Annotated in this window: 26 protein-coding genes and 1 tRNA gene; 15 read left to right on the forward strand and 12 right to left on the reverse strand. The window is 70.7% G+C overall.

Features of this window, described 5'->3' with window-relative positions:
- Window positions 1-143 precede the first annotated feature (143 nt).
- From ACFY5A_RS01580 to ACFY5A_RS01610, 7 genes are read left to right on the forward strand one after another with little or no spacing between them, the layout of a single operon-like run.
- A complete protein-coding gene (locus tag ACFY5A_RS01580; RefSeq protein ID WP_387231379.1) occupies window positions 144-1,211 on the forward strand; it encodes an ABC transporter substrate-binding protein in 1,068 nt (355 codons plus the stop codon).
- Window positions 1,208-2,293, forward strand: a complete 1,086-nt coding sequence (locus ACFY5A_RS01585; protein WP_387231381.1) for a FecCD family ABC transporter permease — start codon at window positions 1,208-1,210, stop codon at window positions 2,291-2,293. The genes ACFY5A_RS01580 and ACFY5A_RS01585 overlap by 4 nt, the downstream gene beginning before the upstream one ends.
- Window positions 2,290-3,384: a FecCD family ABC transporter permease gene (locus ACFY5A_RS01590; RefSeq protein WP_387231383.1), complete on the forward strand. Its 1,095-nt coding sequence runs from the start codon at window positions 2,290-2,292 to the stop codon at window positions 3,382-3,384. The genes ACFY5A_RS01585 and ACFY5A_RS01590 overlap by 4 nt, the downstream gene beginning before the upstream one ends.
- A gap of 11 nt (window positions 3,385-3,395) precedes the next feature.
- Window positions 3,396-4,184 (forward strand): ABC transporter ATP-binding protein, encoded by a 789-nt coding sequence (locus ACFY5A_RS01595; protein ID WP_387231385.1) that lies wholly within the window; start codon window positions 3,396-3,398, stop codon window positions 4,182-4,184.
- Window positions 4,181-5,821, forward strand: a complete 1,641-nt coding sequence (locus ACFY5A_RS01600; RefSeq protein ID WP_387231386.1) for an ABC transporter transmembrane domain-containing protein — start codon at window positions 4,181-4,183, stop codon at window positions 5,819-5,821. Before ACFY5A_RS01595 ends, ACFY5A_RS01600 begins: the two co-directional genes overlap by 4 nt.
- Window positions 5,814-7,622 (forward strand): ABC transporter ATP-binding protein, encoded by a 1,809-nt coding sequence (locus ACFY5A_RS01605; RefSeq protein ID WP_387231388.1) that lies wholly within the window; start codon window positions 5,814-5,816, stop codon window positions 7,620-7,622. The genes ACFY5A_RS01600 and ACFY5A_RS01605 overlap by 8 nt, the downstream gene beginning before the upstream one ends.
- Window positions 7,619-8,509, forward strand: a complete 891-nt coding sequence (locus ACFY5A_RS01610) for a siderophore-interacting protein (RefSeq protein WP_387231390.1) — start codon at window positions 7,619-7,621, stop codon at window positions 8,507-8,509. The genes ACFY5A_RS01605 and ACFY5A_RS01610 overlap by 4 nt, the downstream gene beginning before the upstream one ends.
- 31 nt (window positions 8,510-8,540) lie before the next feature.
- Here the strand turns inward: ACFY5A_RS01610 and ACFY5A_RS01615 are convergent.
- A tRNA-Met gene (locus ACFY5A_RS01615) sits at window positions 8,541-8,616 on the reverse strand.
- Window positions 8,617-8,708: 92 nt separating this feature from the next.
- Window positions 8,709-9,692, reverse strand: coding sequence for a YafY family protein (locus tag ACFY5A_RS01620; protein WP_105672794.1), 984 nt, complete (start codon window positions 9,690-9,692; stop codon window positions 8,709-8,711).
- A 61-nt stretch (window positions 9,693-9,753) separates the two neighbouring features.
- Between ACFY5A_RS01620 and ACFY5A_RS01625 the strand changes: the two genes are divergently transcribed.
- Both ACFY5A_RS01625 and ACFY5A_RS01630 read left to right on the forward strand, forming a co-directional pair.
- Window positions 9,754-10,788 carry an ATP-binding cassette domain-containing protein gene (locus tag ACFY5A_RS01625; protein ID WP_387231392.1) on the forward strand — a complete coding sequence of 345 codons (1,035 nt, stop codon included), beginning with the start codon at window positions 9,754-9,756 and terminating at the stop codon, window positions 10,786-10,788.
- Window positions 10,785-11,564: an ABC transporter permease gene (locus ACFY5A_RS01630; protein ID WP_387231394.1), complete on the forward strand. Its 780-nt coding sequence runs from the start codon at window positions 10,785-10,787 to the stop codon at window positions 11,562-11,564. The genes ACFY5A_RS01625 and ACFY5A_RS01630 overlap by 4 nt, the downstream gene beginning before the upstream one ends.
- Window positions 11,565-11,634: 70 nt before the next feature.
- On the opposite strand, the gene ACFY5A_RS01635 is transcribed toward ACFY5A_RS01630, so the two are convergent.
- Both ACFY5A_RS01635 and ACFY5A_RS01640 read right to left on the reverse strand, forming a co-directional pair.
- Window positions 11,635-11,763 carry a hypothetical protein gene (locus ACFY5A_RS01635; RefSeq protein WP_341941380.1) on the reverse strand — a complete coding sequence of 43 codons (129 nt, stop codon included), beginning with the start codon at window positions 11,761-11,763 and terminating at the stop codon, window positions 11,635-11,637.
- Entirely contained in the window at window positions 11,760-13,079 is a 1,320-nt protein-coding gene (locus ACFY5A_RS01640) for an FAD-dependent oxidoreductase (RefSeq protein WP_387231396.1), read from the reverse strand. The genes ACFY5A_RS01635 and ACFY5A_RS01640 overlap by 4 nt, the downstream gene beginning before the upstream one ends.
- A gap of 83 nt (window positions 13,080-13,162) precedes the next feature.
- Between ACFY5A_RS01640 and ACFY5A_RS01645 the strand changes: the two genes are divergently transcribed.
- A complete protein-coding gene (locus ACFY5A_RS01645; RefSeq protein ID WP_387231398.1) occupies window positions 13,163-13,516 on the forward strand; it encodes a metalloregulator ArsR/SmtB family transcription factor in 354 nt (117 codons plus the stop codon).
- A gap of 118 nt (window positions 13,517-13,634) precedes the next feature.
- Window positions 13,635-14,684: a hypothetical protein gene (locus tag ACFY5A_RS01650; protein ID WP_341941378.1), complete on the forward strand. Its 1,050-nt coding sequence runs from the start codon at window positions 13,635-13,637 to the stop codon at window positions 14,682-14,684.
- A gap of 4 nt (window positions 14,685-14,688) precedes the next feature.
- On the opposite strand, the gene ACFY5A_RS01655 is transcribed toward ACFY5A_RS01650, so the two are convergent.
- Entirely contained in the window at window positions 14,689-15,687 is a 999-nt protein-coding gene (locus tag ACFY5A_RS01655; protein ID WP_341941377.1) for an NADP-dependent oxidoreductase, read from the reverse strand.
- A 37-nt stretch (window positions 15,688-15,724) separates the two neighbouring features.
- Window positions 15,725-16,438, reverse strand: coding sequence for an SDR family oxidoreductase (locus ACFY5A_RS01660; RefSeq protein ID WP_387231401.1), 714 nt, complete (start codon window positions 16,436-16,438; stop codon window positions 15,725-15,727).
- A 104-nt stretch (window positions 16,439-16,542) separates the two neighbouring features.
- Between ACFY5A_RS01660 and ACFY5A_RS01665 the strand changes: the two genes are divergently transcribed.
- Window positions 16,543-17,145, forward strand: coding sequence for a TetR/AcrR family transcriptional regulator (locus ACFY5A_RS01665; protein WP_387231403.1), 603 nt, complete (start codon window positions 16,543-16,545; stop codon window positions 17,143-17,145).
- 21 nt (window positions 17,146-17,166) lie between these two features.
- On the opposite strand, the gene ACFY5A_RS01670 is transcribed toward ACFY5A_RS01665, so the two are convergent.
- The 5 genes from ACFY5A_RS01670 to ACFY5A_RS01690 all read right to left on the reverse strand — a co-directional run bounded on the left by ACFY5A_RS01670 (window position 17,167) and on the right by ACFY5A_RS01690 (window position 22,967).
- Complete coding sequence (locus tag ACFY5A_RS01670; RefSeq protein WP_341941374.1) at window positions 17,167-18,543, reverse strand: DUF6716 putative glycosyltransferase; 1,377 nt, start codon at window positions 18,541-18,543, stop codon at window positions 17,167-17,169.
- Window positions 18,540-19,412 carry an N-acetylneuraminate synthase family protein gene (locus ACFY5A_RS01675; RefSeq protein ID WP_387231405.1) on the reverse strand — a complete coding sequence of 291 codons (873 nt, stop codon included), beginning with the start codon at window positions 19,410-19,412 and terminating at the stop codon, window positions 18,540-18,542. The genes ACFY5A_RS01670 and ACFY5A_RS01675 overlap by 4 nt, the downstream gene beginning before the upstream one ends.
- Window positions 19,413-19,495: 83 nt before the next feature.
- Window positions 19,496-20,644 (reverse strand): acylneuraminate cytidylyltransferase, encoded by a 1,149-nt coding sequence (locus ACFY5A_RS01680; RefSeq protein ID WP_341941372.1) that lies wholly within the window; start codon window positions 20,642-20,644, stop codon window positions 19,496-19,498.
- The gene (locus tag ACFY5A_RS01685; protein ID WP_387231407.1) at window positions 20,641-21,990 is read right to left on the reverse strand and encodes a polysialyltransferase family glycosyltransferase; all 1,350 of its coding nucleotides are present in this window, start codon (window positions 21,988-21,990) and stop codon (window positions 20,641-20,643) included. The genes ACFY5A_RS01680 and ACFY5A_RS01685 overlap by 4 nt, the downstream gene beginning before the upstream one ends.
- Entirely contained in the window at window positions 21,987-22,967 is a 981-nt protein-coding gene (locus tag ACFY5A_RS01690) for a glycosyltransferase family 2 protein (protein ID WP_387231409.1), read from the reverse strand. The genes ACFY5A_RS01685 and ACFY5A_RS01690 overlap by 4 nt, the downstream gene beginning before the upstream one ends.
- Before the next feature lie 104 nt (window positions 22,968-23,071).
- Here ACFY5A_RS01690 and ACFY5A_RS01695 point away from each other — a divergent pair, with 104 nt between their 5' ends.
- From ACFY5A_RS01695 to ACFY5A_RS01705, 3 genes are read left to right on the forward strand one after another with little or no spacing between them, the layout of a single operon-like run.
- Window positions 23,072-23,977: a hypothetical protein gene (locus tag ACFY5A_RS01695; RefSeq protein WP_387231411.1), complete on the forward strand. Its 906-nt coding sequence runs from the start codon at window positions 23,072-23,074 to the stop codon at window positions 23,975-23,977.
- A gap of 9 nt (window positions 23,978-23,986) precedes the next feature.
- Window positions 23,987-24,262, forward strand: coding sequence for a DUF4229 domain-containing protein (locus ACFY5A_RS01700; RefSeq protein ID WP_341941367.1), 276 nt, complete (start codon window positions 23,987-23,989; stop codon window positions 24,260-24,262).
- Window positions 24,263-24,311: 49 nt separating this feature from the next.
- Window positions 24,312-25,493: a hypothetical protein gene (locus tag ACFY5A_RS01705; protein ID WP_387231413.1), complete on the forward strand. Its 1,182-nt coding sequence runs from the start codon at window positions 24,312-24,314 to the stop codon at window positions 25,491-25,493.
- 208 nt (window positions 25,494-25,701) lie between these two features.
- Here the strand turns inward: ACFY5A_RS01705 and ACFY5A_RS01710 are convergent, their stop codons facing one another.
- Window positions 25,702-26,667, reverse strand: a complete 966-nt coding sequence (locus ACFY5A_RS01710; RefSeq protein WP_341941365.1) for a 1,4-dihydroxy-2-naphthoate polyprenyltransferase — start codon at window positions 26,665-26,667, stop codon at window positions 25,702-25,704.
- Between the last annotated feature and the right edge of the window lie 53 nt (window positions 26,668-26,720).

Raw genomic sequence — 26,720 nt, forward strand, 5'->3', positions numbered from 1 at the left:
TGTCCGTTTCGCGACACAAGTCGTCCGTCGATCGACACTGGCCGCGGCATCCGCGTTCTAGCATCGTCCTGTTAGGGCATGCTTACCTAACTTCTCGCCGCGTCGACGCGGCACTCCCCTCCCCATCTCTCTGAAGGAGAACCATGTCGCACGCTCTCGCGCGCCCGAAGATCCGTCGAGGCTCCGCGCTCGTCGCCGCGGCCATCGCCGCCGCCCTCACCCTGGCCGGGTGCTCGACCACCGGAGAAGGCGCGGAGTCCGCCTCGTCGTCGACGTCCACCGACGGCGTGGTCATTGAGCACGGACACGGCAAGACCGTGATCCCCGAGAAGCCCCAGCGTGTGGTCGCCCTCGGCTGGATGACGCCCGACATCGTCGCCGCCCTCGGCACCAACCCCGTCGGCATCGAAGAGGTCTGGGGCGCCGGCGAGAGCGGCTACCAGCCCTGGTTCGAGGACTTCGTCACCGAGGAGTACGGCGAGACCCCCGAGATCATCCCGTTCACCGAGGACGGCCCCAACTACGAGGCGATCAAGGCCCTCAAGCCCGACCTGATCCTCAGCCTGTACTCCGGCGTGAGCGACATCGAGTACGAGCGCCTCAGCGAGATCGCGCCGACCGTGCCCTACATCGAAGGGCCCTGGAACCCGGGCACCTGGGAGGGCATGACCCGCACCGTCGGCAAGGCGCTGTCGGAGGACGCCAAGGCCGAGGAGCTGATCGCCGAGACGGAGGAGCAGATCACCACCCTCGCCGGCGAGCACCCCGAGTTCCAGGACAAGACCTTCGTGTGGGGCCTGACCCTGAACGAGGGCGGCACCGATCTCGGCGTCTACCTGGAGTACGACCCCCGCGTGCGCATCACCGAGGCGCTCGGCTTCACCTCCACCTCGGCCATGGACAGCTTCCTCGCAAGCGCCGAGGGCGACAACTGGTACACCGGCGTCAGCCTGGAGAAGCTCTACGACGTGCAGGCCGACCTGTTCGCCGCGTGGGGCGGCAGCGCCGCCGAGGGCGAGTACACGGTCGAGAACAAGGTCGTCTCGCGCTGGAACCCGATCGCGAACGGCTCCTATGTGATCTACGCGGATGCCGCCGAGGCCTCCGCGATCAGCGCTCCGACCGTGCTGTCACTGAAGTACATCCTCCCGACGTACGTCGACGACCTCGCAGCCGCGCTGCAGGGTGAGCCGACCATCGCAGGAGAGTGACGCGCGAGATGTCCCTGGCGACGAAAGACGGCACGGACGTCTCGAACACAGGTGCGGGGGGTCGTGCAGACGGCTCCCCGCACCGCGGCACGACGCTCGTGGTGGGGCTGATCGTCTCGGCGGTGGTGCTGGTGATCGCGACCATCGCCTCGCTGGCGATCGGCAATCGCGCGATCGACCCCGTCACGGTGCTGCAGTCCCTCTTCGCCTACGACGATGACAACGCGCTGCACCTCATGGTGATGGAGCTGCGGGTCCCTCGGACCTTGCTGGGCATCGTCGTCGGCGCCGCCCTGGCGGTGTGCGGCGGCCTCATCCAGGCCTTCACCCGCAATCCGCTGGCCGACCCCGGCATCCTCGGCGTGAACGCCGGCGCGTCCTTCGCCGTCACCTTCGCGGTGGGCGTGCTGGGGCTGACCACCCCTGGCGCCTACGTGCCCTTCGCGCTGGCCGGCGCTTTCGTGCTCACCATCCTCGTGTACGCACTGGGCTCTTTCGGAGCGTCCGGCGCGACGCCCATGAAGCTGACGCTCGCCGGGGTCGCGCTCGGTGCGGCGTTCACGGGCCTCACGACCGCGATCGTGCTGCGCGATCTGGGCACTCTCCAGGTCATGCGCTTCTGGGGTGTCGGCTCGATCGGCGGTCGCACCATCGACCAGCTCGCCTGGGCGGCGCCCCTCATCGTCGCGGGTCTCCTGATCGGGTTGCTCTGCGCCCGTTCCCTGAACGCCCTGGCGCTCGGCGATGACCTGGCACAGGCGCTCGGCGCCCGCGTGCAGGTCACCCGCGTGCTGGTGATCATCGCCGTCACCCTGCTCGCCGGAACGAGCGTCGCCGCCGCCGGCCCCATCGCCTTCGTCGGGCTGATGATCCCCCACATCGTCCGCTGGTTCACGGGCCCGGATCAGCGCTGGGTGCTGACGTACTCGATGATCATCGGTCCGTCCTTCCTGCTGTTCGCCGACATCCTCGGCCGCATCGTGCTCCCCAGTGGCGAGCTCCGCGTCGGGATCGTCACCGCGCTGCTGGGCGCCCCGCTCCTCATCGCGCTCGTGCGCCGCAAGCGGGTGAGCGGACTGTGAGCGTCGACCAGCGACCCACCGCCGCCGCGCAGGACAGCACGGAGTTCGCCCCCGTCGACCACGGACGCCGGCAGGTCCGGATCGAGACCGCGCGCATCGCGACGCTCATCCCGGTGCGCTCGATCGTGGTCTGCGCGGTGCTGGCCGTCGTGATCATCGCCGCGGGCCTCGCATCCATGACGATCGGCGCCTACGAGGTGGACTTCGGCTCGGTCGTTCGCGCCAGCGTCGACCCGTCCTCCGACCCCGACATCCGCCAGGTCGTCTTCGAGTGGCGGCTGCCGCGCGTGCTGTTCGCGGTGCTCTGCGGTGCCGCTCTCGCCCTCGCCGGCGGCATCTTCCAGTCGCTCACCCGCAATCCGCTCGGCTCCCCCGACATCATCGGCTTCGGCATCGGCGCGCAGTTCGGCGTGACTCTCATGATGGTGGTGCTGGAGCTCAACACCTACATGTTCAAGGCGGTCGGCGCGCTCGTCGGCGGCCTGATCACCGCGCTGCTCGTGTACGTGCTGGCGAACAAGAACACCCTGTCGTCGTTCCGCCTGATCATCGTCGGCATCGGCGTCTCTGCCGGGCTCGGATCGCTCACCTCCTGGATCCTGGTCTCGGTCAGCGTCGAGAAGGCCATGATGGCCGCGACCTGGGGGGCCGGCTCGCTCGCCTCGCTCGGGTTCGACCAGCTGATCCCCGCCGCGATCGTGTTCGCGATCGTCACCCTGCTGTCGCTGCCGCTGAACCGCACGCTGCCCGTGCTCGAGATGGGCGACGACGCGGCCACCGCGCTGGGCATCAGCCCTGGTCGCACCCGGCTCGCAGCGATGGCGTGCGGCGTCGCCCTCGTCGCGCTGGTCACCGCGGCCGCGGGTCCCATCTCGTTCATCGCGCTCGCGGCTCCGCAGATCTCGCAGCGCCTCACCCGCTCGAACACTCCGATGGGCGCCGCGCCCGTGATGCTCACCGGCGCCGCCCTCGTCGTGGTCTCCGACGCGGTCGCCCAGCTGGTCGCCGTCCCCGTGGGCGTCGTGACGGTCTCGATCGGCGGACTCTATCTCGCCTGGCTGCTGGCCGCCCAGTACGCGCGCCGCACCTGAAAGGAACACCCATGACCGCTTCGCTGCTGGCCCGCGACATCACGCTGGGCTACGGGGAGACCCCGATCATCTCCGCGCTGTCGCTGGAGGTGCCGGACGACTCGTTCACGATCATCATCGGACCGAACGCGTGCGGCAAGTCGACCCTGCTCCGCGGGTTCGCCCGGCTGCTGCGTCCGACCACCGGCGCCGTGCTGCTCGACGGCGCCGAGCTGCGCTCCCTCACGCCGAAGGAGGCGGCGCGCAAGCTGGGGCTCCTGCCTCAGTCGTCCATCGCCCCCGACGGGATCACCGTGGCCGACCTCGTCGGACGAGGACGATTCCCGCACCAGAGCGCCCTGCGCACCTGGAGCAGCGCCGACGAGCGCGCCGTCTCCGAGGCGATGGCGGCCACCGGGGTGACCGATCTGTCCCGCCGACTGGTCGACGAGCTCTCGGGCGGCCAGCGGCAGCGCGTGTGGGTGGCGATGGCCCTCGCCCAGCAGACGAAGCACCTGCTGCTCGACGAGCCGACGACCTTCCTCGACATCGCGCACCAGATCGATCTGATGGAGCTGTTCGCCGATCTGCACCGCAGCGGCACCACCCTCGTGGCCGTGCTGCACGACCTCAATCACGCCGCGCGCTATGCGACCCACCTCGTGGCGATGCGCGACGGAGCCATCGTGGCGCAGGGTGACCCGCGCGAGATCATCACCGCCGAGCTCGTGCAGGCCGTGTACGACCTGCCCTGCAGGGTGATCACCGATCCGGTCTCGGGCACCCCGCTGGTGCTCCCCCTCGGTCGGCGGACGCCGTGACGAACACTCCGCGGAGACTCTTCGGGATCGCGCTGAGGGCGGAGGGGCGCGGGATCGCCCTCGCCGCCGCGACGGCGCTGCTCATCGTGCACGCGCTGGCGGAGGCCACGATCCCCGTCATCATCGGCGCGACCATCGACCGGGCCGTGCTCCCCGCCGATCCGGTCGCGCTCGCGCTCTGGATCGGCGTGCTGGTGGCGACGTTCCTGGTGCTGACCGCGAGCTACCAGTCGGCATCCCGCCTGATGGTCTCGATCTACGGCTACGGCGAGCAGGCGCTGCGTCACCTCACCCTGTCGCGGATGCTGCGCCCCCGCCTCTCCCGCCACGCGGTGACGCCGGGCGAGGCGCTGACCTTCGTGACCTCCGACACGTATCGCGTGGCCGGTGTGGCCTGGTCGGTGGCGCAGCAGTGCTCCACGATCGCCGCGATCCTCGGCGCGGGGCTGGCGATGCTGGCGATCTCGCCGGTCGCGACGCTCGTCGTGTTCGGCTCCACGATCGCGATGATGTTCGTGATGCAGGTCGTGTCGCGTCCGCTCGAGCGCCGCGGCTTCGCCGAGCAGCACGCGGCCACCGAGGCCGGGGCCGTCGCCGCCGACTTCATGAGCGGTTTCCGCGTGCTCGTGGGCATCGGCGCCCGCGAGGAGGCCGTGCGACGCTACGTCGCCGCGAGCGATGCCTCCCGACGTGCGGCGACCGCCGCCGGTCGGTCCCTCGCCTCGTACGAGGCCGTCAGCACCACGCTGGCCGCGGTCGCGACGACCGCGCTCGCGGGCATGTCGGCGTGGTTCGCGGCGGAGGGCCGCATCAGCATCGGCGAGCTGGTCACCGTGCTCGGCCTCGCCCAGTTCATCAGCGGCTACCTCGCGTACGCCGGGTCGTTCCCCTCGAACTGGATCCACAAGCTCGCCTCGGCCAAGAGGCTCGCCGAGGTCATCGACGCCGACGACCTGCTCGGGGCCCCGATCGTGCGAGAGGGCCGTCGGGGTTCGGCGGATGACGTCGTGCTGGCCTTCCGCCCCGGCACCTCCCCGGACTCGCTCGTGGAGGTGAGGGAGGGCGAGCTGCTCGGCATCCGCCCTGCCGACAGCGACACCGCTCGCTCGCTCTCGCGTCTCCTCGGTCTGCGCACCCCGCCCGAGCCCGGACGGGTGCAGCTCGCCGTCGACGGCGAGCGGCGCGACCTGACGGAGTGGGACCCTGTCGAGTACCGCCGCCGCGTCGTCGCCCCACCGCACGGGCAGACGATCGTGAGCGGCACCCTGCGCGAGGCCGTGCGCGGACACGGCATCGACGGGTCACCGCATCCCGCGCTCGTCGACATGGCGGCATTGCAGGACACCGTCGCTCAGGTCGGCGGCTGGGAGTCGCAGGTGGGCGAGGCCGGTCGACGGCTCTCCGGCGGACAGCGGCAGCGCATCGGGATCGCGCGGGCGCTGCACGCGGAGGCCGACGTGCTCGTGCTGGACGAGCCGACCTCTGCGGTGGATGCCGTCACCGAGGCGCACATCGCTCGCTCCCTCGCGGCGCACACGGACACCGTCATCGTGATCAGCACGTCCCCCGTGCTGCTCGGCGCCTGCGACAGAGTCATCGACGTCCCCTCACACGGATCGGATACACCGCATGAGTGACGCCATCGACACCACCACTCCCCTGCTTCCGATCGCCTCCGGCGTCCGGGTACGCGCCGCGGTCGGAGCGCTGCTGCGGCAGCATCCGGCCAGGGCGACCGGCGTCGCCGTGCTGTTCCTCGCCGCCTCCGCTCTCGGGATCGTGATGCCGGCGTGCCTCGGGCGCATCGTCGACGCCGTGTCATCCGACGCGGGCGTCGCGACCATCGCGGGCTGGGTCGTCGGAGCCGGCGCCGGCGCGATCGGCGCCGCCCTCGTGATGCTGTGGGCGGTGCGGGTGCTCACCGGACTGGTGCAGGACATGCTGGCCAGCCTTCGTGAAGACGTGTTCACCTCGGCCATGCGCCTGCCGGTGGGCGCTGTGGACGACGGCGAGAGCGCCGACCTGCTCTCGCGCGTCACCGGCGACGTGGACGCCGTGGCGGAGGCCGGCGGGAACGTCGCTCCGACCCTGCTGTCCGCCGCCTTCGCGATCGCCGTCTCGGTGGCCGCTCTGACCGCGCTCGACCCCTGGCTCGCGCTCGCGGGCATCGCCTCCGCACCGTTCTACGTGCTCGGCACCCTGGCGTTCCTGCGCAGGTCGCGCGTCGTGTTCCGTGAGGTGCGCGTGCGCGAGGCCGCGCGCAGCCAGGCCGTGCTCGACGCGGTCGAGGGCATCGACACGCTCACCGCGTTCAACGAGCAGGAGCACGCTCTCGCCCGCGTGTCGGAGCGGGCCGAGGCGTCGATCAGGATGCAGATCGAGGGGGTGCGCGTGACGAACCGCCTGTTCCGGTGGATCAACGGAGGGGAGCTCGTCGGCCTGGCCGCGATCCTCGGCACCGGCTTCCTGCTGCACTCCGGCGGCGCGATCACCGTCGGCATGGTGACCACCGCCGCGCTGCTCTTCCACCGCCTGTTCGGCCCGGTCGGTCAGTTGATCTTCGGTCTCGACGACATCCAGCGCGCGGCGATCGGGCTCGCGCGCCTCGTAGGTGTCATCGACCTCACCCCTGCGGCCTCGGGTGTGCGGGTCGAGGAATCGACCGCGGTGCCGACGGCATCCGCCGGCATCGAGGTGCGCGACGTGACGTTCCTCTACCCCACCACCGGTCGCGGCATCAGCGACGTGACCCTGCACGTCTCACCGGGCACGACCGCCGCACTGGTCGGCACCTCAGGGTCGGGCAAGAGCACCCTCGCCCGGGTGATCGCCGGGCACCACCCGCCGACCTCGGGCAGCGTGCACCTGGCCTCGACCACGGATGAGCCGTACTACCTGTCGCAGGAGCTGCACCGGTTCCGCGGCACGATCGCCGACAACCTCACGCTGGTCGCCCCGGACGCGACTCCTGACCAGATGGTCGCCGCACTGCGGGCGGTCGGGGCGGAGTGGGCGGTCGACGAACTGAACCGGGAGCCGGACGACGCGGACCCGTCGGATGGGCCCGTCGTGCCGATGGACGAGGGGCGCATCCAGCAGCTCGCCGTCGCGCGGGCGTTCCTGGCCGACCCCTCCATCGTGATCCTCGACGAGGCGACCGCCGACGTCGGTCTGCATCACCGCGACGCGGTGGAGGACGCCATCGCCGCACTGCGCACGGGCCGTACGGCCCTGCTCATCGCGCATCGACTGCAGCAGGCCGTCACGGCCGAGCAGATCGTCGTGTTCGCCGACGGACGAACGACCCAGCGCGGCACGCACGAGGAGCTCCTCGCCGCCGACGGCCTCTACCGCGACTCCTGGCTCGCCCAGACCGCGCACACCCCGACCACCCCCACTCACTCCCCCACCCCGAACGAAGAGACGGAGACTCCGTGAACATCCACCGCGGCATCGTCAGCAGCACGGCCACCCTCACCCCGAACCTGGTGCGCATCACCCTCGGCGGCGACGGCGTCGCCGACTTCCTCAGCACCGGCATCGGCGACGAGTACGTGCGCGTGTTCTTCCCGCACGGCGAAGACCCCACCGACGTCTCGCTGCCCGTGCCTGCGGGCGACTGGTGGGAGACGCCGGAGGGAGCGCCGGAGGCTCCGATGCGCACGTACACGATCAGCGGCGTGCGCCCGGATGCCGGCGAGCTCGACATCGACTTCGTCATTCACGAGGCGGGGGTCGCCGGGCCCTGGGCGGCGCGCGCCGAACCCGGCCACGTGCTCGGGCTGAACGCGCCGACCGGCCTGTACGCGCCCCCGGCCGACATCACGTGGCAGGTGCTCGTGGCCGACCTCACCGGACTCCCCGCCGTCGCCCGCATCGCCGCTGCGGCGCCGGAGGGCGTGCGCACCCGCGTCGTGCTCGAGGTGCCCACCGCGCACGATCAGGTCGCGTTCGAGGTCGGCGCCGACGTCGAGGTCACCTGGGTCGTCGGCGGCAACGGCCACGGGCCCAGCGCGCTCGGTCAGCTGGTGCGCGGCATCGTCGACGACCGCCTCGCCCTCGACGAGGGATACGTCTGGGTGGCCGGCGAGACGGTCGCACTGCGCGATGTGCGCAAGTACCTGCGCAAGGAGCTCGGGCTGCCCGCGACGCGCTTCAAGGTCGTCGGCTACTGGACCCCGATCGCCGCGTGGGACGAGAAGTTCGCCGCGCTGCCCGAGTCGGTGCAGAAGGAGCTCGACGCGATCTGGGCCGAGATCGACGACGATGAGCCGGAGGACGTGCAGGTGCGGTTCGAGGAGAGGCTCGACCAGCTCGGGCTCTGACGTCCGCTCTCGATGAGCGGGACGTGCGACGTGGACGCGACGGCGGGAGTCGAACCCGCCACGCTGCCGGTTATGAGCCGGAGCCCGGGACCGCCCGGATCGCCGCGATGATGACCTCGACGCTACCCGGCGGATCCGCGGATGACCAGGCTCGTTGCCTGGGATAACGCTATGAGTCCGGCGATGACGGCGACGGGCGTCAGGCGATGCCAGGGACCGGAGCGTCGAGGGCGCGCAGCATCCGTTCCAGCGCCTCGCGCAGTTCTGCACGCTCCGGCTCGGGGAACGTGGTCGCGTACTCGACGCCCTCCGGGATCCACAGCAGCGCGTACATGGCATCGCGCCAGTCGCCGCCGCCGAACGGCCAGCGAGTGCGGTCGGCGCCCTCCGCCGTCGCCCCCTGAGACCAGACGCCGAAGCGCTCCTGCATCTCGGCGAGAGGGAGTTCCATGACGGCATCGGCCTCGACCCTCTGCGGAGACCACGACGATGCCACGAGGATGCGTTCCTCGATCTCCTCGCGGGTGATCAGCCTCCTGGCGAACAGCACGCGCGTGTGATCGACCGTCTCGATGCGGTCGACGCGGAAGGTGCGCCAGTCGTCTCGGTCGAGATCCCAGCACAGCAGGAACCACTTGCGGCCGGACGGCGCCAGCGCGTGCGGCTCGACCCGACGGATGCTCTCGGCGCCGGCCCCGTCGATGTACCGCAGCCGGAGCCGCTCTGTATCCCTGGTGGCGAGCGCGATCTCGCCGAGCACCTCTGGCGACACGACCGGCGCGTCTCCGATGCGCGGAGGCTGCACGGACTCGGCGAGCGCGTTCACCCTTCGGCGCAGCGCCGACGGCAGCACCTGCTCGAGCTTGGCCAGTGCGGTGAGAGTGACCTCGGCTCCTCCGACGAGCTGCTGCGTCGCGGCGACCCGCAGACCGATCGCCATCGTCACCGCCTCGTCATCCGTGAGCAGCAGCGGTGGCACGGCGCTCCCCGCCTCCAGCCGGTACCCGCCCGCAGCGCCGGGCGTCGACTCCACGCGGTAGCCGAGCTCCCTCAGCCTGTCGACGTCGCGCCGCACGGTGCGCTGGGTGACGCCGAGCCTGCTCGCAAGCTCGGTGCCCGGCCAGTGCCGGTGCGTCTGCAGCAGATTGAGCAGGGCGAGTGCGCGGGAGGTCGTATCGGACATGTCTCAAGATTCGCAGATATTGCGGACAGAATCTGTCCTGGTTGGTTTCTACCTTCGAGGTATGGCAACTGAACCCATCATCGAAACCGAGGGCCTGACCAAGGTCTTCACCGTCAAGAAGACGTCGGTCGACGCGGTCACCGACCTCTCCTTCACCGCGGCGCGCGGAGAACTCGTCGCGTTCCTCGGACCGAACGGAGCCGGGAAGTCGACGAGCCTGCGGATGCTCACGACGCTGATCCCGCCGACGTCCGGCACGGCACGGGTGGTCGGCCACGACATCCGTACGGATGCTGCCGGCGTCCGCGCCCGGATCGGCTACGTCGGCCAGCTCACGAGCGGGAGCTTCTCGCAGCGGGTGCGCGATGAGCTCCTCAGTCAGGGAGCGTTCTACGGGATGTCGAAGCGCGACAGCGCGCGCCGGGCCGACGAGCTCATCGACTCCCTCGATCTCGGCTCCTTCGCCGCCCGCACCGTGCAGCAGCTCAGCGGCGGGCAGAAGCGCCGCCTCGACATCGCCCTCGGACTCATGCACGCCCCGCCGCTGATCTTCCTCGACGAGCCGTCGACAGGCCTCGACCCGCAGAGCAGGGCCAACCTCTGGGAGCACATCCTCGACCTCCGCACCCAGCACGGCACGACGGTGTTCCTCACCACGCACTATCTCGAAGAGGCTGATCGCTACGCCGAGCGCGTCATGGTGATGGACAAGGGCCGCATCATCGCCGACGACGACGCCGCCGCGCTCAAGGCGACGCTGGCCGGGGATGTCCTCACCTTCGGCTTCGCCGATGACGCGGACGCAGCGAGCGCTCGTGCCGTGATCTCCCGGCTCAGCCCCGCCGAGGTCACGGTCGACGCGGACTCCGTGTCTCTCGCCGTTCCGGACGGGGACCTCCTGCTCCCCGTGATCGTCCACGAGCTGGATGCCGCCGGCATCCAGGTGCGCAGGGCGACCGGCGTGCCGCCCACGCTCGACGACGTGTTCCTCGCCCTGACCGGCCGCACCCTGCGGGACGCAGGGGGGGGGGCCGCAGACGCGGCATCCGATTCCGAAGCCCCCAGCGAAACCACCCGGACGGGAGTCCTCTCATGACCACCATCGACACCCTCGTGCGCCCGAACCTCGCCAGGGACACGAAGAACGTCCTCGCTCGCGAGCTCAGGCCCGTCGTACGAGATCCGTTCACGCTGATCTTCAGCCTGCTCCAGCCGCTCGTGTTCCTCGGGCTGTTCGCGCCGCTGCTGATCGGCGGCTCCGGTCGACCTGCCGGCGAGACGCTGGCGTGGTTCGTGCCTGGCGTGCTCGTCATGATCGTCCTGTTCGGCACCGGCGCGACCGGCTCGAATCTGCAGTACGAGATGATGACCGGCTCGCACGAGCGCACTCTCGTCGCCCCTCTCGCCCGGTCGTCGCTGTTGATCGGCCGTGCGCTCAAGGAGGTCGCCCCGATCGTCGTGCAGTCGATCGTGATCGTCCTGATCGCCTGGCCCTTCGGATTCGCGATCGACCTGCCCGGCCTCCTCATCGGGCTGGCGCTGCTCGCGGTGTTCGGCGTGGGGCTCGGCTCGCTCTCCTACTCGCTGGCTCTGGCCACGAAGGATCGAGAGTGGCTGTTCTGGGGTGTGCAGCAGGCCCTGATCTTCCCGCTGCTGATCCTGTCGGGCATGCTCCTGCCGCTCGACGACGGACCCGCATGGATGCGCGCCGTGGCCTCGGTGAACCCCGTGAACTGGATCGTGCAGGCCGAGCGCGCGCTGTTCGCCGGAGACCTCGGCGACATCACTGTGCTGTGGGGCTGGGTCGCGGCGGCCGCGGTCGCGGTGGTCGGACTCGCTGTCGGCATCCGGTCGATCCGCCGCAGCAGCTGATCGATCGGTCAGAGGCCTCCCTCTGATGAGGGAGGCCTCTGGTCCGCCGACCCGCCGGCGATCGCGCCGATCAGCCGCTGCAGGCGGAAAGCCCTTCGATGAGCACCGCATGCCGCCGGGCGCCGTCGTTCGGTCCGCGCAGGAGGCGCGAGATCCGTCCTCCGTCGCCCTGGCTCATCGGGCGGATGCCGATCGTCATGAGCAGCAGGACGATCCGGTCGCGTCTCCGGTGGAGCAGACCCCGGTCGCCGGCAGCGTGAGAGCGACCTGTGCGGCCGAGGGGAGGTCTCCGTCGAGCCATGCGGTGACGGAGCGGACCTGCTCGTAACCGGTGGCGAGGAGGAACGTCGGCGCCCGCCCGTAGGACTTCATCCCGACGACGAAGAACCCCGGCTCGGGATGCGTGAGCTCTCGGAACCCGTGCGGTTCGACCGTCCCGCAGGAGTGGACGTTCGGATCGATCAGCGGGGCCAGCCGCTTCGGCGCCTCGACGATGTCATCCAGCTCGAGGCGGATCTCGCGGAGCATGTCCAGGTCGGGACGGAACCCGGTCGCGTTGACGACCAGATCCGCCTCCACCATCCCCGGCTCTCCGCGGCGCGTGCCGACGATTCGGATCCCGTCACCGGAGGGTTCGAGACCGGAGATCTCGAACGAGTCGACCACCGCGACGGCTCCGGACGCGACCAGTCGGTCGGTACGGGTGCCGAGCTTCGCACGATCGGGCAGCTCGTCATCCGGCGAGGATGACACCCTGATCGCGGAAGGGTTCCGGATCACCCACGTCGCCTGCGTCCCCGGCTCATCGCGAACCAGCTTGCCGAGGGCGATGAGGGTGTTCGCCGCCGAATGCCCGGCCCCGACGACCACCGTGTGCCGACCGGCGAACCGCTCCCGATCCGCCCCGAGGACATCCGGCAGGGCATGCAGCACCCGGTCGGCGACCCCGTCGAACCCGAGCGGGATGAGGCCGGAGGAGGCGAGGGGGTTCGGGGTCGAGTAGGTGCCGGACGCATCGATCACCGCCCGCGCCGTCTGCTCCTCGACCTGACCGTCTGCACGCTGGATGCGCAGCAGGAACGGGGCCTGCGCGCGCCCGGCCGTCCGGGTGCGGTCCATGCCCTCCCTCGACACCGCGATCACACGGGAGGCGAACCGGATCCGCGATCCGATCTCGGGAAGCTCCGCGAGAGGTACCAGGTAGTCGTCGACGAACTCCTGCCCGGTCGGCGCGCGCCCCTCCGTGGGCATCGCCCATCCCGATGCCTCCAGCAGTCGCCGCGACGCGGGATCGACCAGGTGGCGCCACGGGGAGAACAGGCGGGTGTGCCCCCAGCGCTGAACGGACGCGGCCACCCGCTCCCCTGCCTCGAGGATCATGACGTCGATGCCGCGCTCGGCGAGGTTCGCCGCGGCCGCGAGGCCGATCGGGCCGGCGCCGATGACCACGACCGGCAACGTCGAGAGCCGGTCGGAAGCGACCGTCCGGGGAGTGAGATCGAGCAGCGTCACCATCAGGATCCTCCATATATCGATGAACGTCGATGCAAGTATGGGCGTATCTATCGATGACTGTCAATATCGATTAGTATCGATACATGGTCCAGCTGCTCGAGGTCACCGATGTCTCCGCCGGCACCACCTGCTGCGCTCCGCTCGTGAAGGAACCGCTCGGACAGCATGACGCGGAGAATCTCGCCGCCCGTCTGAAGGCCCTCGCAGATCCGGCCCGGCTGCGGTTGCTGTCGATCGTCGCCTCCAGCACCGACCAGGAGGCGTGCGTCTGCGACCTCATCGACCCGGTCGGCCTGTCCCAGCCGACGGTCTCCCATCACCTCAAGGTGCTCACCACCGCCGGGTTCCTGACTCGCTCCCAGCGGGGCACCTGGGCGTACTACCGTCTCGTGCCGGATGCTCTGACCTCGGTGTCCGCGGTGCTCGTCGACGCGTGACTCCCGCCGCGACGCCCCTGTTCCGGCCGCCCGTCCGGGTGTAGCGTCCCCTCCATACGCGGCCGTTCGACGATGCCGGCAGCGCCGCCGCATCCCGTGACGCCCTGAGGGGACGACGATGATGGAGAACCCGGTACGCCCGCCTTCCACGGTGCTGAAGACCCACCGCTACCTGCGGCTCTCCCTGGTCTTCGTCGTCTTCGCGATCCTGGCGAGCGTGCTGATCCAGACGGCCGTGGTCTCCTGGCGTCCGCTGGAGTTCGGCTGGAACATGCTGCCGTCGATCAGCCACTACTTCTACACGCCCGTCCGCACCGTGTTCGTCGGAGCGCTGATCGCGGCATCCCTCGCTCTCCTCGCGCTCTCCGGCCGCTCGCGCGCCGTCACCCTCCTCGACATCTCGGCGCTCTTCGCTCCGCTGATCGCCCTCGTGCCCACGGGCATCGCTCCGTCTCAGCGCACGCCGGAGCAGATCTGCCCCGAGAGCGGCGACTGCGTGCCGGACGAGTACCTGGACGGCGCACGGGCGGGCATCACCGTCTACGCGGTGGTCGTGTTCACCACGATCATCGTCATGGCCCTGGTCCGCAGACACGACCGACTCCGACGCGAGCGGAGCACCCGTCCGGCGCTCAGCCCCGAGGAGCACGCCGAGCAGACACTGCTGCGGGAGGATGCCGCGCGGAGCCGGAAGTCAGCGGCGATCGTGTCGTGGGTCGCCGCCGCCACCGCGGTCGTGATGCTCGCCCTCGCGTTCGCCCCCGGTCTCAGCGACGGGTTCCCGTTCAACTTCTGGCCGTTCCCCTCCAGCATCCACTTCGCGGCGACCCTGCTGTTCTTCGGCACGTTCGCGGCCGTTCCCCTCCTGCATGCCCGCGAGGACGAGAGCGACGAGCAGACGGCGCCCGCGCCCTGGCAGAGGACCCTCTACCGCTGGGTCAGCCGCTGCATGGCCGGAGACCTCGTCGTCCTCATCGTGGCCTTCGCGATCCGCGATCACCTGAACGGCTTCCCGCTCGTCCTGATCGGGGAGGCGTTCGCGCTGTCTCTCTTCGCCGTGTTCTGGTGGGTGCAGACCCTGCAGAGGTGGGACGACGAGTACGCGCCCTACCTCGTCGACCCCGATGCGCCGCCGCCCGGCCCCGCCGAGGGCGCGCTCCCACGGTGAGACGTCACGTCGACACCGTGATCACCACTTTGCCGCGGCTCACCCCTGCGGCGACATCGGCGAGAGCCTCCGGCACCTGAGCGAACGGATAGGTCCGCGCGACGATGGGGCGGATCATCCGCCGCTCCACGAGATCGGTGATCTCCCGGAGCTGCTCACCATCGGCGTGCATGAAGAGGAACTCGTACGCCACCCCGAGCCTTTTCGCCTGACGACGGATCCTGCGGCTGAGAGCGGTGATCGCGAGGACGAGGAGCGGGTTGAGCCCCGCAGCTCTGGCGAAAGCCGGATCCGGCGGCCCCGAGATGCCGATCGCCCGCCCGCCCGGCTTCAGCACACGCAGCGACTTCTCGAGGTTCTCGCCTCCGAGGCTGTCCAGCACCAGGTCGTACCCCGAGAGGACCTCCGCGAAGTCCTCTCGGCGGTAGTCGATCACGACGTCGGCGCCGAGGTCACGGACGAAATCGGCATTGGCGCCGCTCGCTGTGGTGGCCACGTGCGCCCCGAGGTGCCTGGCGAGCTGGATCGCGATGGACCCCACTCCGCCGGCGCCGGCGTGGATGAGGACCTTCTGCCCCGGAGCGAGCCGCCCCCTCTCCACCAGCGCCTGCCAGGCGGTGAGAGCGACGAGGGGCAACGACCCCGCCTCGGCCATCGAGATGTTCGCCGGTTTCGCAGCCAGATCGGCTTCGTCGACCGCGATGCGCTCGGCGAACGTCCCGATCCGCGCCGCGTCCGGTCGCGCGTACACCTCATCGCCGGGACGGAATCCCCGCACCAGCCGTCCGACGCGGATCACCGTACCCGCGACGTCGTTGCCGAGCACGAGGGGGAGCGCGTAGGGAAGGATCTGCGCGAACTCTCCGCTGCGGATCTTCTCGTCGAGCTGGTTGACGCCCGCCGCTTCGACCCGCACCAGCACGTCGGTGTCGCCGACCTCCGGCTCGGCGACGTCCTGAAGCTCCAGTGGTCGCCTGTACTTCTTGACGACGAATGCGCGCATGTCCTTCTCCTGTCTTCTCGTGACCGTCTGAGCCGGGTCAGACCGTCGTGGTGCGAAGCTGCGGGTACACCGCTTCGAGCGGCGCGCTGAGACCCGCCTTCAGCTGCACGGAGGTGTCGTCGGCGAGAACCTCGTACTCGTCGCGCTCGGTGGCATCGAGAACCGCGGCCACGAGCGCGGCGGGGTCCGTCTTCGGGTCGGAGACGTGAGCGGCCATCGCCGTGTCGACGTACCCGACGTGCACCCCCACGACGTGGACACCGGCCGGAGCGAGTTCCAGTCGAAGGGAGTTGGTCGCCGACCACAGCGCGGCCTTGGTGGCGCTGTAGATGCCTCCGACCGCGTACCACGCGAGTGCCGAGTGGATGTCGATGATCGCAGCACCGGGCCGTCCGGAGAGGAGGGGCGCATACGCACGAGCGAGGAAGAGCGGGCCGAGGAAGTTCGTCTCGACGTTGCGGCGGATGTCCTCATCGGAATGGGAGAGGATGCCGGCGGTGGGCACGGATGCACCGGCGTTGTTGACGAGCACGGTCACGTCGGGCGCCGCCTCGACGACCGCACGGATCGATGCGGGATCGGTCACATCGAGGACCAGAGGAACCACGCGGGGATCCGTCCACTCCCGCGGGGTGCGGGCGGTGGCGTACACCTTGGCCGCCCCACGCGCGAGCGCCTGTTCGACGAAACGGGTGCCGATCCCGCCGTTCGCTCCGGTGATGAGGACGACGGCGCCGTTGAGTGTGGGCATGAGCAGATCTCTCTTCTGTGGGGACAATGGGTGATGATGGTGAGTGCGCGTGAGCGACTCCACTCATAACTGAGTGCACTCAGTTTCTATTCCGAGAGGATCACATGTCGGCCCAGCTCGCATCCGCAGGGCGTCGTGAGCGCAACAAGCAGCAGAAGCTGGAGCGGATCACGGCGGCCGCCGCTGCGCTCTTCGCCGAGTACGGCGTCGACGACGTGACCACCCAGCAGATCGCCGAGAAGGCGGACGTCGGCACCGGCACCGTGTTCCTCTACGCGAAGACGAAAGGCGAGCTGCTGCTGCTCGTGCAGAACGCGCACTACGCCGAGGCGCTCGAGAAGGGCCGGCACGCCGCCGAGGCGATGACAGATGCGCTCGATGCGGTGATGGCGCTCCTTCGACCGATCATCGAATGCAACCGCGTCCAGATCGACAACGGACGAACCTACCTCCGCGAAATGGTCTTCGGAAGCGTGGACGACCAACGCCACGCCGAGGCCCTCTCGATCGTGGGATCAACGGAAGACGCGGTCGCCCGCATCCTCAGCCGGGGCATGGTCGATGCGGAGGCGCGGGCGACGACCCAGGCGCGAGTCGTGTCGGCGATCATGTTCCTCACGATGGCCGCCACGGTGAACGCGACACGCAGCATCGACGACCTCGCCGACGACATCAGACGACAGATCGCCGCCGTCATCGGCCGTTGACCGGTCGCGGAAGTCGATCCGCTACCGACGGATCGAGTCGTGGAACGGGTTCGGCTCGAGCGTGAAGTCGGTGCCCGCATCGCCCCACGTGCCCAGACCCGCAGGCTGACGACGTCGGCGCACCGCGGCGAGCGCTCGTGTGGCGGGCACTCCGACCGCCAGCGCGACCCGTCCGGCGAGAGTGCGGTCGTCGCGGCCCAGCACGCTCGCCCGGTGCCAGGCCTCGTGCAGCGCACCACCGCGCGCCGCAGGGACACGTCGCGCGGGGAGCGAGCCCTCTCGACGCCGCACGACGAGCTCCTCGACCCGCTCCCACCACGTGGACTCGATCTCGGGATGGAAGTAGTTGTCGCGCAGCCAGTCGGGATGCGGATGCCGGAACCGCCCTGCGACGACCTCGCTCCGCCCGCCGAGCAGCCCGCTGCCGACGAACACGGTGTTCAGCAGCGACTTGCTCACCCCGAAGCTGTCGAGAGCGATGACCGGGACGCCCTGGGCCACGGCCTCGATCGCGGCGGTGGAGCTCACCGTGACGAGCCCCGCGGCGGTCGAGAGCGCGGCGGCCATGGAGTCGTACGAGAACACGAGGTTGTCGGGGCGGCGCTCGCCGAGCAGCTCGGTGTACGCGTCGCGCTCCAGGTGCGTCTCCACCTCGCCCGGCCGCGACCGCAGCTTCACGACCACGCGTCGACCGGGATCGGCCTTCGCCGCCCGCACCAGCGTCGCGGCGATCTCGGCGCGCTCCTCCCGATCCGCCGGCACGAGCGCCTGCGCCGCGAAGACGATGTCGGTCGCCGCGGCCTTCGCGAGAGCGGGCGCCGAAGACGTCGGCTTCTCGTCGACCAGGACCCCGCGCTCCGCCCTGGCGCGCGCGACGGCGGGCGACAGCATCCGCGCCCGCGTCCTCGCGAAGGGGAGCGTCGCGAGCGCGGTCGGCACGTCGACGCCGATGCGGCCGCCCAGTTCGGCGAACGCCCGCTCCTCCCGATGCGAGTGCACCACCAGGAGGTCGACGTGGCGGCGATAGTCCAGGGCTCCGCGCTGCGCGGGGATCGCCATCCCCGGAAGACCCGCCACCGTCACGGGGCGGTGCCGCAGGCCGTCGATCATCCGCCCCATCAGCCGCACGAACGGACCCCGGCCGGCGAGCAGCACGACGTCGGGGCGCTGCGCCTCGAGCCACGGCGCCGTCTCGCGGAACATCACCCGCGACACGGCGCTCGGATCGAGCCCTGCGCCCGCGAGCGCCGTGCGCTCCTGGGCGGCGCTCGCGGTCAGCGGGGTCTTCACCAGCAGCAGATGCGGTCGAATGCCGGGGACGGCGCCGAGCAGCGACGCCGACCACTTCACGAACGAGTCGGCGTCCGCGATCGCGACGACCCGCAGCCCGGTGCTCATGCCGGGACGCGACGCAGCTTCGCCATGGGCGCGCGCTCGCTGTCGAAGACGCGCTTGACGCCGTCGCCGAGGGCCTTCTCGATCACGCGGATGTCGCGCACCAGGTGCTCGAGACCCGTGGGTTCGAGGGATGCCGCGTGGTCGGAGCCCCACATGGTGCGGTCCAGCGTGATGTGGCGTTCGACCGCGACGGCGCCGAGGGCGACGGCGGCGAGGGAGATCTGCAGGCCGCGCTCGTGGCCCGAGTATCCGACCGGCACGCCGGCGTAGCGGTCGCGGAGGGTCGAGATCACCCGCAGGTTCGCCTCCTCCGGCTCGAGGGGATACGTCGAGGTCGCGTGCATGAGCACGACCCGGTCGGTGCCGAGCGTGTCCAGGGCGCGGTCGATCTGCTCGATCGTCGACATGCCGGTGGAGAGGATGACGGGCTTGCCGGTCTCGCGCAGCGCGATCAGCAGCTCGGTGTCGGTGAGGCTGGCCGAGGCGACCTTGTGGGCGACGACGCCCAGGTCTTCGAGGAACGCGACGCTGGGCACATCCCACGGCGAGGCGAACCAGTCGAGACCCAGCATCGTGGCGTGGTCGCCGATCTCGATGTACTCGTCGCGGCCGAACTCGACCCGGCGGCGGTAGTCGAGGTAGCTCATGGTGCCCCACGGCGTCTCGCGCGGCACGTCACGCATGTGCTCGGGGGTGGAGATCTCGGGCGTGCGCTTCTGGAACTTCACGGCATCCGCCCCCGCGCGCGCCGCCACGTCGATGAGCTTCTTCGCGATGTCGACGTCGCCGTTGTGGTTCAGGCCGATCTCCGCGATGACGTAGGCGGGACGACCGCCTCCGATGACGTGCGATCCGATGCTGACAGTCATGATTCCTCCGGTCTGCGAATGCCTTCTCTCCTGGGTACGCGCCGACGGTGAACTGCGCCCAACACCCGGGTTACCGGCGCACGTCAGCTGGACAACACGCGTTCGACCAGTTCGCGAACAGCTCCCCGTCCGCCCTCGCGCGACAGCACCACCCGCGCCGCCTCGATGACGAGCGGGTGCGCGTTCGCGACCGCGACGGGCCACCCGACGATGCGCAGTGCGGGGAGGTCGTTCACGTCGTTGCCGAGGTAGGCGACGTCCGCGAGATCGAGGCCCTGTTCAGCGGCCCAGCCGCGCAGCGCCGTCTCCTTGTCGTCGATGCCGTGCAGCACCGGCACGCGCAGCTTCTCGGCGCGTGCCCGCACGACGGGGTTCACCTCGGTGGAGAGGATCAGCATCGGCACCCCCGCGGCTCGCAGGAGAGCGACGCCCATGCCGTCCTCGCGACTCACCTGCACGCGCTCCCCGCCGTCGGCGTCGATGATCGCGGTGTCGTCGGTGTGCACGCCGTCGAAGTCGGTGACGACGGCCTTCACCGGGATCGGATGCCGCTGCTCGTGCAGCGCCGCCAGAGAGCGCGCGATGCGCAGCTGCTGCTCGTCGTCAATCTCGATCGCGGTCCACTCCGGAACCTCTGCGATCGCGGTGCGGCCGAAGAAGCGGTGCCGGCTCTCGCGGAAGCCCGCGGCCGAGAACACGTAGAAGGCCCCGGTCTCGAGGTAGTGCGGCTCCCGGTCCTGCCTGAGGGGTCGGCGCGCGGCGTCGTGATTGATCGCGGCAGCACTGCCGTCGGCATCCCTCCTCCAGAGGAAGCCGTAGGTCTCGTAGGCCGAGAACATGCTGTCTGCGCGCCCTTCGGCGACCTGCGCGACGGCGTCGGAGAGGGCCTCGGCGGGGATGAACGGCGACGTCGCCTGCAGGAACGCGACGACCCCCGTCTCGATCCCGTCCGCCGCGAGTTCGTCGAGCGCGTGCAGGATCGCGCTCTCGGAGGTCGCCGTGTCACCGGAGAGCTCGGCGGGGCGGCGCACGATCCGCGCACCGGCCGCTGCGCCGATCGCCGCGATCTCCTCGTCGTCGGTCGACACCACGACGAGGTCGATGCTGTCCGCCGCGAGCGCGGCGTGCACCGCCCTGGCCACGAGTGGGACACCGCCCACGCGCTGTACGTTCTTGCGCGGCACCTGCTTCGATCCGCCCCGCGCGGGAATGATCGCCACCGTCGATGTCATCGTCCTCGTATCGCCTTCCATGCCCTGCCGGCCCTCCGCCTCGCGCCGAGAGCCGTCAACCGCCATTCCTCCATGCGCCCGATCCCGCCGGCCGGTCGCAGCACCCGCCGCAGCGTCCCCTCGTCGGGGGCTCCCGGCAGCCGGAGCTCCGTGAGCCGCTGGGCGGAGAAGTACCTGTCGCGTTCGACGGCATCCATGCCCCGCAGCAGCTCCTCCGCGCGCGGGCGGAGGTGACCGGCGATCTCCGGCTGCATCGCGTACCCGACGGCGTCGATGAGCAGCTGCAGCCGCTCGGGATCGGCGTAGCCCGATGCGGGCCGGGTGAGGGCGTCGACGATGGTCGCCGGGATGCGGTTGCTGTTCTCGAACGGCGTCAGCCTCGCCAGCACGGTGCCGGTGCCGGCCGCGCCGATCTCCCGGTCGAACAGGGCGCGCACGGTCGGCAGGGCGGTGGAGAACCCGGCCACGACGGCGAGGACGTCGAGGCGCTCCGCGAGCATCTCGGCCGCGAGCGCCCCCCGGTACTCGGCGAACGCGATGCCGAGGGATGCCGCGCGGGCCCGCAGCGCGTCGGTGTGCAGGGGTGGCGCCGACGGATGCGGCTTGAACACGATCCGCTCGGGCGACCAGGCCGCTGCACGATCGATCAGCTCGGCCTGCAGCGCGACCTCCTCCTCGGCCGTCATGAGGCCGAGGGCGGAGAGGTACTGCCCGAGCACGAGCACGGTCGGCATCCCGTCGTCGAGTCCCGCGGCGTCGCCCGCCGCGGTCTCCTCGAAGACCGTGCGGAACCGCGCCGCCGGCACGGGGACGGACTCCGCGTGCGGCGCCCCGACGAGCGGCCGCACCCCCGGCACGACATCGGCGTGCACCACGCGCTCGATGCGCGCCGACACCGTGTGCCCCAGCGCGACCCGCATCGGCGAGTAGGTCATGAGCCCGTCGCCGATGATCGTGATCCGTGCGCCGGGGAAGAGCGTCATCAGCGTGCGCGCGGGCGCGACCTGGGGGCTCTGCACGAACAGCTCGAGCCCGCGCGGATCGAGGTTCCAGGCGCGACGCAGCAGCCGCTCCAGCATCGGGAGGTCGCCCTCCCTCGGCTTCCACGCGCTGGGGTGAGCGGCCCCGAGCAGCACGTCCAGGTCCTCCACGCGGTCGAACCGCTCCCGCAGCGAGCGCAGCGCGGGGTCAGCGGCGATGCCGACCGTCGTCTCGGGCACCCGCGACGACGTGAACGGCACGAGGACCCGTTCGGCCCGGCCATCCGCGTCGAGCAGTCCGGCGTCGATCGCGGCGACCGCGGTGGCGAGCCCGTAGGCGCTGTGCAGCGCGAAGATCTGCGTCATGCGTCGCTCCCCACCCGACGCAGCAGGGGCGCCAGCACCCGCCGCCGCGGCCCGTCGAGCCGCCCGATCACTCCCGCCACGTCGTCGGCGGGAAGACGTTCCAGCAGACCGAGGATGCCGCTGCGCATCTCCGCACGCAGCGAACTCGTCATCCGCCGTGACCGCACGAGATGCCGCGAGCTCAGCGCCAGCACGGTCCACGTCGCCTTGGGCAGGAAGCGCTCGGCATCCCGGTCCGACGCCACCACGTCGAGCACCTCCGTCATCGCGCGCACGAAGTCGAGCTGGCGGCGATCGCGGATCTGTGTGAGGGAGGTCGCGACCCCGCGGCGGTACAGCAGCGCCGGAGCGTCGACCACCGCGAACGACTCCGCTTCGAGGTGCAGACGCCAGATCCACGGCCGGTCCTCGGCCGTGAAGAGTCCGGGAGAGAAGGCGGCGAGGCCGGCATCGAGCACGCGCCGGTGGAACATGCCCGCCCACGCGAAGGGGTAGTCGACCATGGTCGGCTCGTTCTCGGGGAGGATCGCGTCGCGCGGCGAGAGCACCCGCTCGCGCCAGGGCTGCGGGGCGCGGTGCAGGGCCCGCTTGGCGCCGGTGACGGTGACGTGGTCGGTGCGGACGAAGTCGCAGTCCAGCTCCCTCAGCCGCTCCGCCAGCACGGAGAGGCGGTGCGGCTGCATCCAGTCGTCTCCGTCGACGAAGCAGAAGGCCTCGCCCTCGACGTGCGCGAGGCCCTGGTTCCGCGCGCTCGCGAGACCCTGCGGCCGCGGGGTCGTGAGCACCGCGGAGTGCGGGAAGCGCTCGGCGTAGCGGCGCATGAGCTGCCCGGTGTCGTCGCGGGAGCCGTCGTCGATCATGACCAGCTTGAGCGCGGCGGGGTCGTCGAACTGGCGCGTGAGGGTCTCCAGCGTGGTCGCGATGTACGGGCCGGCGTCCTTGGCGGGGAGGATGACGGTGACGAGGGGAGCGCGCATGGTGCCACGGATGCTGGCACGCGAGCGTTGCCGCCCGGCGACGTCGAGGTGAACACGGGGTGTCCTGCCCGCCCGCTCCCAGGTCGATCCCTCACGATAGGGGGATGCCGCGACCACTCGGATCCTCGGGGAGACCCCTGCGCCGGAGATCCCGGGAGACGTTGGATCTCCGCTGGCTCACCGCGCGGGCGTGGACGAACCGGTGGTATCCGCAGGGCGTCGATCTCGGCATCCTGGACGGTCGACGGACCCTCGCGGTCAGCTGGTTCCGTCAGGACAGGGACAGGCATCACCTCGCCTCGCGCGTCTCCTTCATCGACCTCGAACGCTCGCGGCACCGCGACGTCGCCCTCGTGATCGAGGGTCCGGATGGAGAGCTGGAACCCGCGCGCATCCACGTCGGCGGTCTCGCGTGGTTCGGCGACCGCCTCTTCGCCGCGGCCACCATGCAGGGGATCTGGGAGTTCGATCTCGCCCGTCTCCGCACCGTGCGCGGCGCCGACGCCCGACGCCTGACCGGGTCTCTGCGGCGGAGCGCGCTCGTCGCGGTGCGCACGAGGATCCACCCTGTGGCGCTGCGGTGCTCGTTCCTCGGTCGCGTGTTCGACGCCGACGGCGAGCCGCTGCCGAGGGTGCTCATCGGCGAGTACCGCACCGGCGGAGACGGCCGGATCGGCGAGTTCCTCATGCCCGCGCAGGAGGGAGACGGCTTCGCCGCCGTCGAGGGCGGGCTCATCGCCCCCGGCATCCCGCACCTCCAGGGCGCCGTGCGCTGGGGCGCCACCTACTTCGCGTCGCAGTCCGACCAGCTGCGCCCCGGTGCCCTGTGGACGGGACCGGCCGGAGCACTCCGCCGCGCCGCCCAGCCCCTGCCCGCGGGATGCCAGGACCTCGCACTCGACCCGGACGCGCGGATGCTGTGGTCGCTGGGCGAGCACCCCTGGCGGCGCGTGGTGCGCGGCATCCCCTTCGCCCGCCTGGGGATCGAGCACCCCCCGCGGCGAACGTAGACTGGACGGGTGAAGCCCGCACCGATCATCGTCTACACCGTGCTGCGGCTGCTGGCGTTCCTCGTCCCGCTCGCGATCCTCTGGTTCTTCTTCCCGATCTTCCGGGAGTTCTGGTGGCTCGCCGCGATCTTCTCCGCCCTCATCGGGGTGAGCATCTCGCTGCTATTCCTGCGCACGCCGCTCACCGACGCCTCGACGCGCCTCCACGAGCGTCGTCAGGCCCGCACCACCGGCGCCGAGTCGGATGCGAACGCCGAGGACGACGCACTCGACTCCGAGTCCTGAGCCCGCTTCCCGTGGTTCGTGCGGCGTCCGCACATGAGAGCCTGGTCTCGTGACCTCACGCCGCAGACCTCTCGGAGACGGACGACGCCGACGTGGCCGCGAGCTGCCGCCCACCCCGGGCGTGCTGATCGGCGACGCTCTTGTCGGCCTCTCCGCTGCCGCCGCCGTCGGATGCGGCCTGCTCCTGTGCACGCTCCTGCTCCTGGCTCTCCTCGGCAGGTTCGTCTTCCCCGACTCCCCGACCGACTTCATCGAGGTGTTCGGCGGCCCGCTCCTCGCCGCGGTTCTGGGCGGCGCCCTGTCTCTCATCACGTGGGGCTACGCGTCCACCGCACGACAGCTCGCCCTCGTCCGGATGTACGCGCGGACAGCCGACCCGCGCGAGCTGCGCAACGCCGTCGAAGTGCGCGGACCGATCGGGCGCGATCCGCGGGTCGCCGCCGTCGCCACGACCACGTCCATCGGCGTGATCGCCCTCGGCACGGGCGGCATCCTCCTCGCCGCCGACGCACTCCCCCTCATCGCCGCCGTCTCGCTGGTGATCGGCGCGCTCTGCATCCCTGTCGTGCTCGTCCTGCTCGCCGCCGACCGCCGCTGGGCCCGCGTCGCGGCCGACCGGCTCCCGACCGCAGCGCTCGGCGAGCAGGGACCAGCCAGAGTGCGCGTGGCCGACGATGACGTTCAGAAGCGGGTGGACGCCCAGGAGCGCCGAGAGCGCTCCGCGCTGGATCGCGCTGCGACGCCCCTCCTCATGGTGCTGACACCGGCAGCCCTCGCCTGCGCCGTCCTCTCGCTCCGTCCGCCGACGGGAGTCTCCGCACAGGCGCAGGTCGTCGGAGCCGCTGTGGGTCCGCTCTGTGTGCTCGCGCTTCTCGTCCTCGGAGCCCTTCGCATCGACCAGTTGCGTCGTGTCCTCCAGCGGGTTCGTGCCGGCAGGGTCGCGACGGCCGCCGATCAGGGGCGAGCATCCGCAGCGACGACGGTGCTCGCCGCGGACCTCCGCACGGCCACCGCGGTGTGGGTGCTGCTCGGCGCCGGGGTGCTGGGCCTCACCGCTCCGGATCTCACCCCTGCCGTCGTGACGGCCATCATCCTGCTGCTCGGGCTCACCGCGCTCTTCTCTCTCGCGATGCGCCTCGGGGCCGCTGCGCCGTCGCTCCGCGAGGAGTTCGGCTACCGTCTCCCCGTCGAGCATCCGAGCGACGGAGGAGGAGGAAACCTCGTCTCCTGAGTGACACGCGCGGTCTTCCCGACTGAGACGCGAGGTCTCCCGGCTGAAACGCCCGGTCTCCCGGTTGAAACGCGAGGTCGTCTCCTGAGTGACACGCGACGTCTCCCCGACTGAGACGCGAGGTCTCCCGGCTGAGACGCGACGTCTCCCCGACTGAGACGCGACGTCTCCCCGACTGAGACGCGAGATCTCCCCGCTGAGACGCGCGTCAGCCGACGAAGGCCCAGAACAGCGCCCCCGCGTACAGGAGCGCCGCGAGCGACGTCAGGGCGAGGGCGATGACGAGTTCGCCGGGCTTGCGGTAGGTCCACACGATCACGAGCGCCGGGAGTGCGGCGAGCAGTGCCAGCAGCGCGATCCACGCGATCGGGAAGAGCAGCGCGAGGAAGGTCGAGATGCCGAACGGCGCGAGCACGAACAAGGTGTAGAGCACCTGGGTCGCCCGCGCGCCGATCAGCACCGTGAGGGTGCGCTTGCCCACGAGGCGATCCTGGTCGATGTCGCGGAGGTTGTTGGCGAGCAGCACGGCGCACGCGAACAGTCCAGCGGCCACCGCACCCAGCCACGCCTGCTGCGGCAGCGCGAAGATCTGCACCCAGGTCGTGCCGAGTGTGGCGACGAGCCCGAAGAACACGAACACGAACACCTCGCCGAGGCCGAAGTAGCCGTAGGGGCGCTTTCCTCCGGTGTAGAACCACGCGGCGACGATGCAGACCGCTCCGACGGCGAGCATCCACCACTGCTGCGTGCGGATGACGATCGCGAGACCCACGACCGCCGCGAGAGCGAAGAAGACGAGGCCGATGATCAGCACGGTGCGCGGTGACACCCGGCCCGAGGCGGTCAGGCGTGCGGGTCCGACACGGTGCGCGTCGGTGCCGCGGATGCCGTCGCTGTAGTCGTTCGTGAAGTTCACGCCGATCTGCAGGAAGACCGCGACCGCGAGGCACGCCAGCGCGATGACCCAGTGGAACTCCGGTCCTGTGCTGCGCGCAGCTCCGGTGCCGATGACGACCGGCGCGATCGCGAGCGGCAGCGTGCGCAGACGGGCTGCGCCGATCCAGTCGGATGCCGTCACCGGGCCGAGCTCGACGACGGGCTTCTTCGCCGGGTTCCCGCTCGTGCGGACGGGAGCGCGACGGGACTTCTTCTTGCGATTCGAGGATGCTGCCACGGAGGGAATCCTACTGGTCACTCCTTTTCCCGCCGTCGAGCGAGACGAGACAC

The organism is Microbacterium sp. NPDC012755, from assembly GCF_042901325.1.
In the GTDB taxonomy this organism is placed as follows: Bacteria; Actinomycetota; Actinomycetes; order Actinomycetales; family Microbacteriaceae; genus Microbacterium; species Microbacterium natoriense.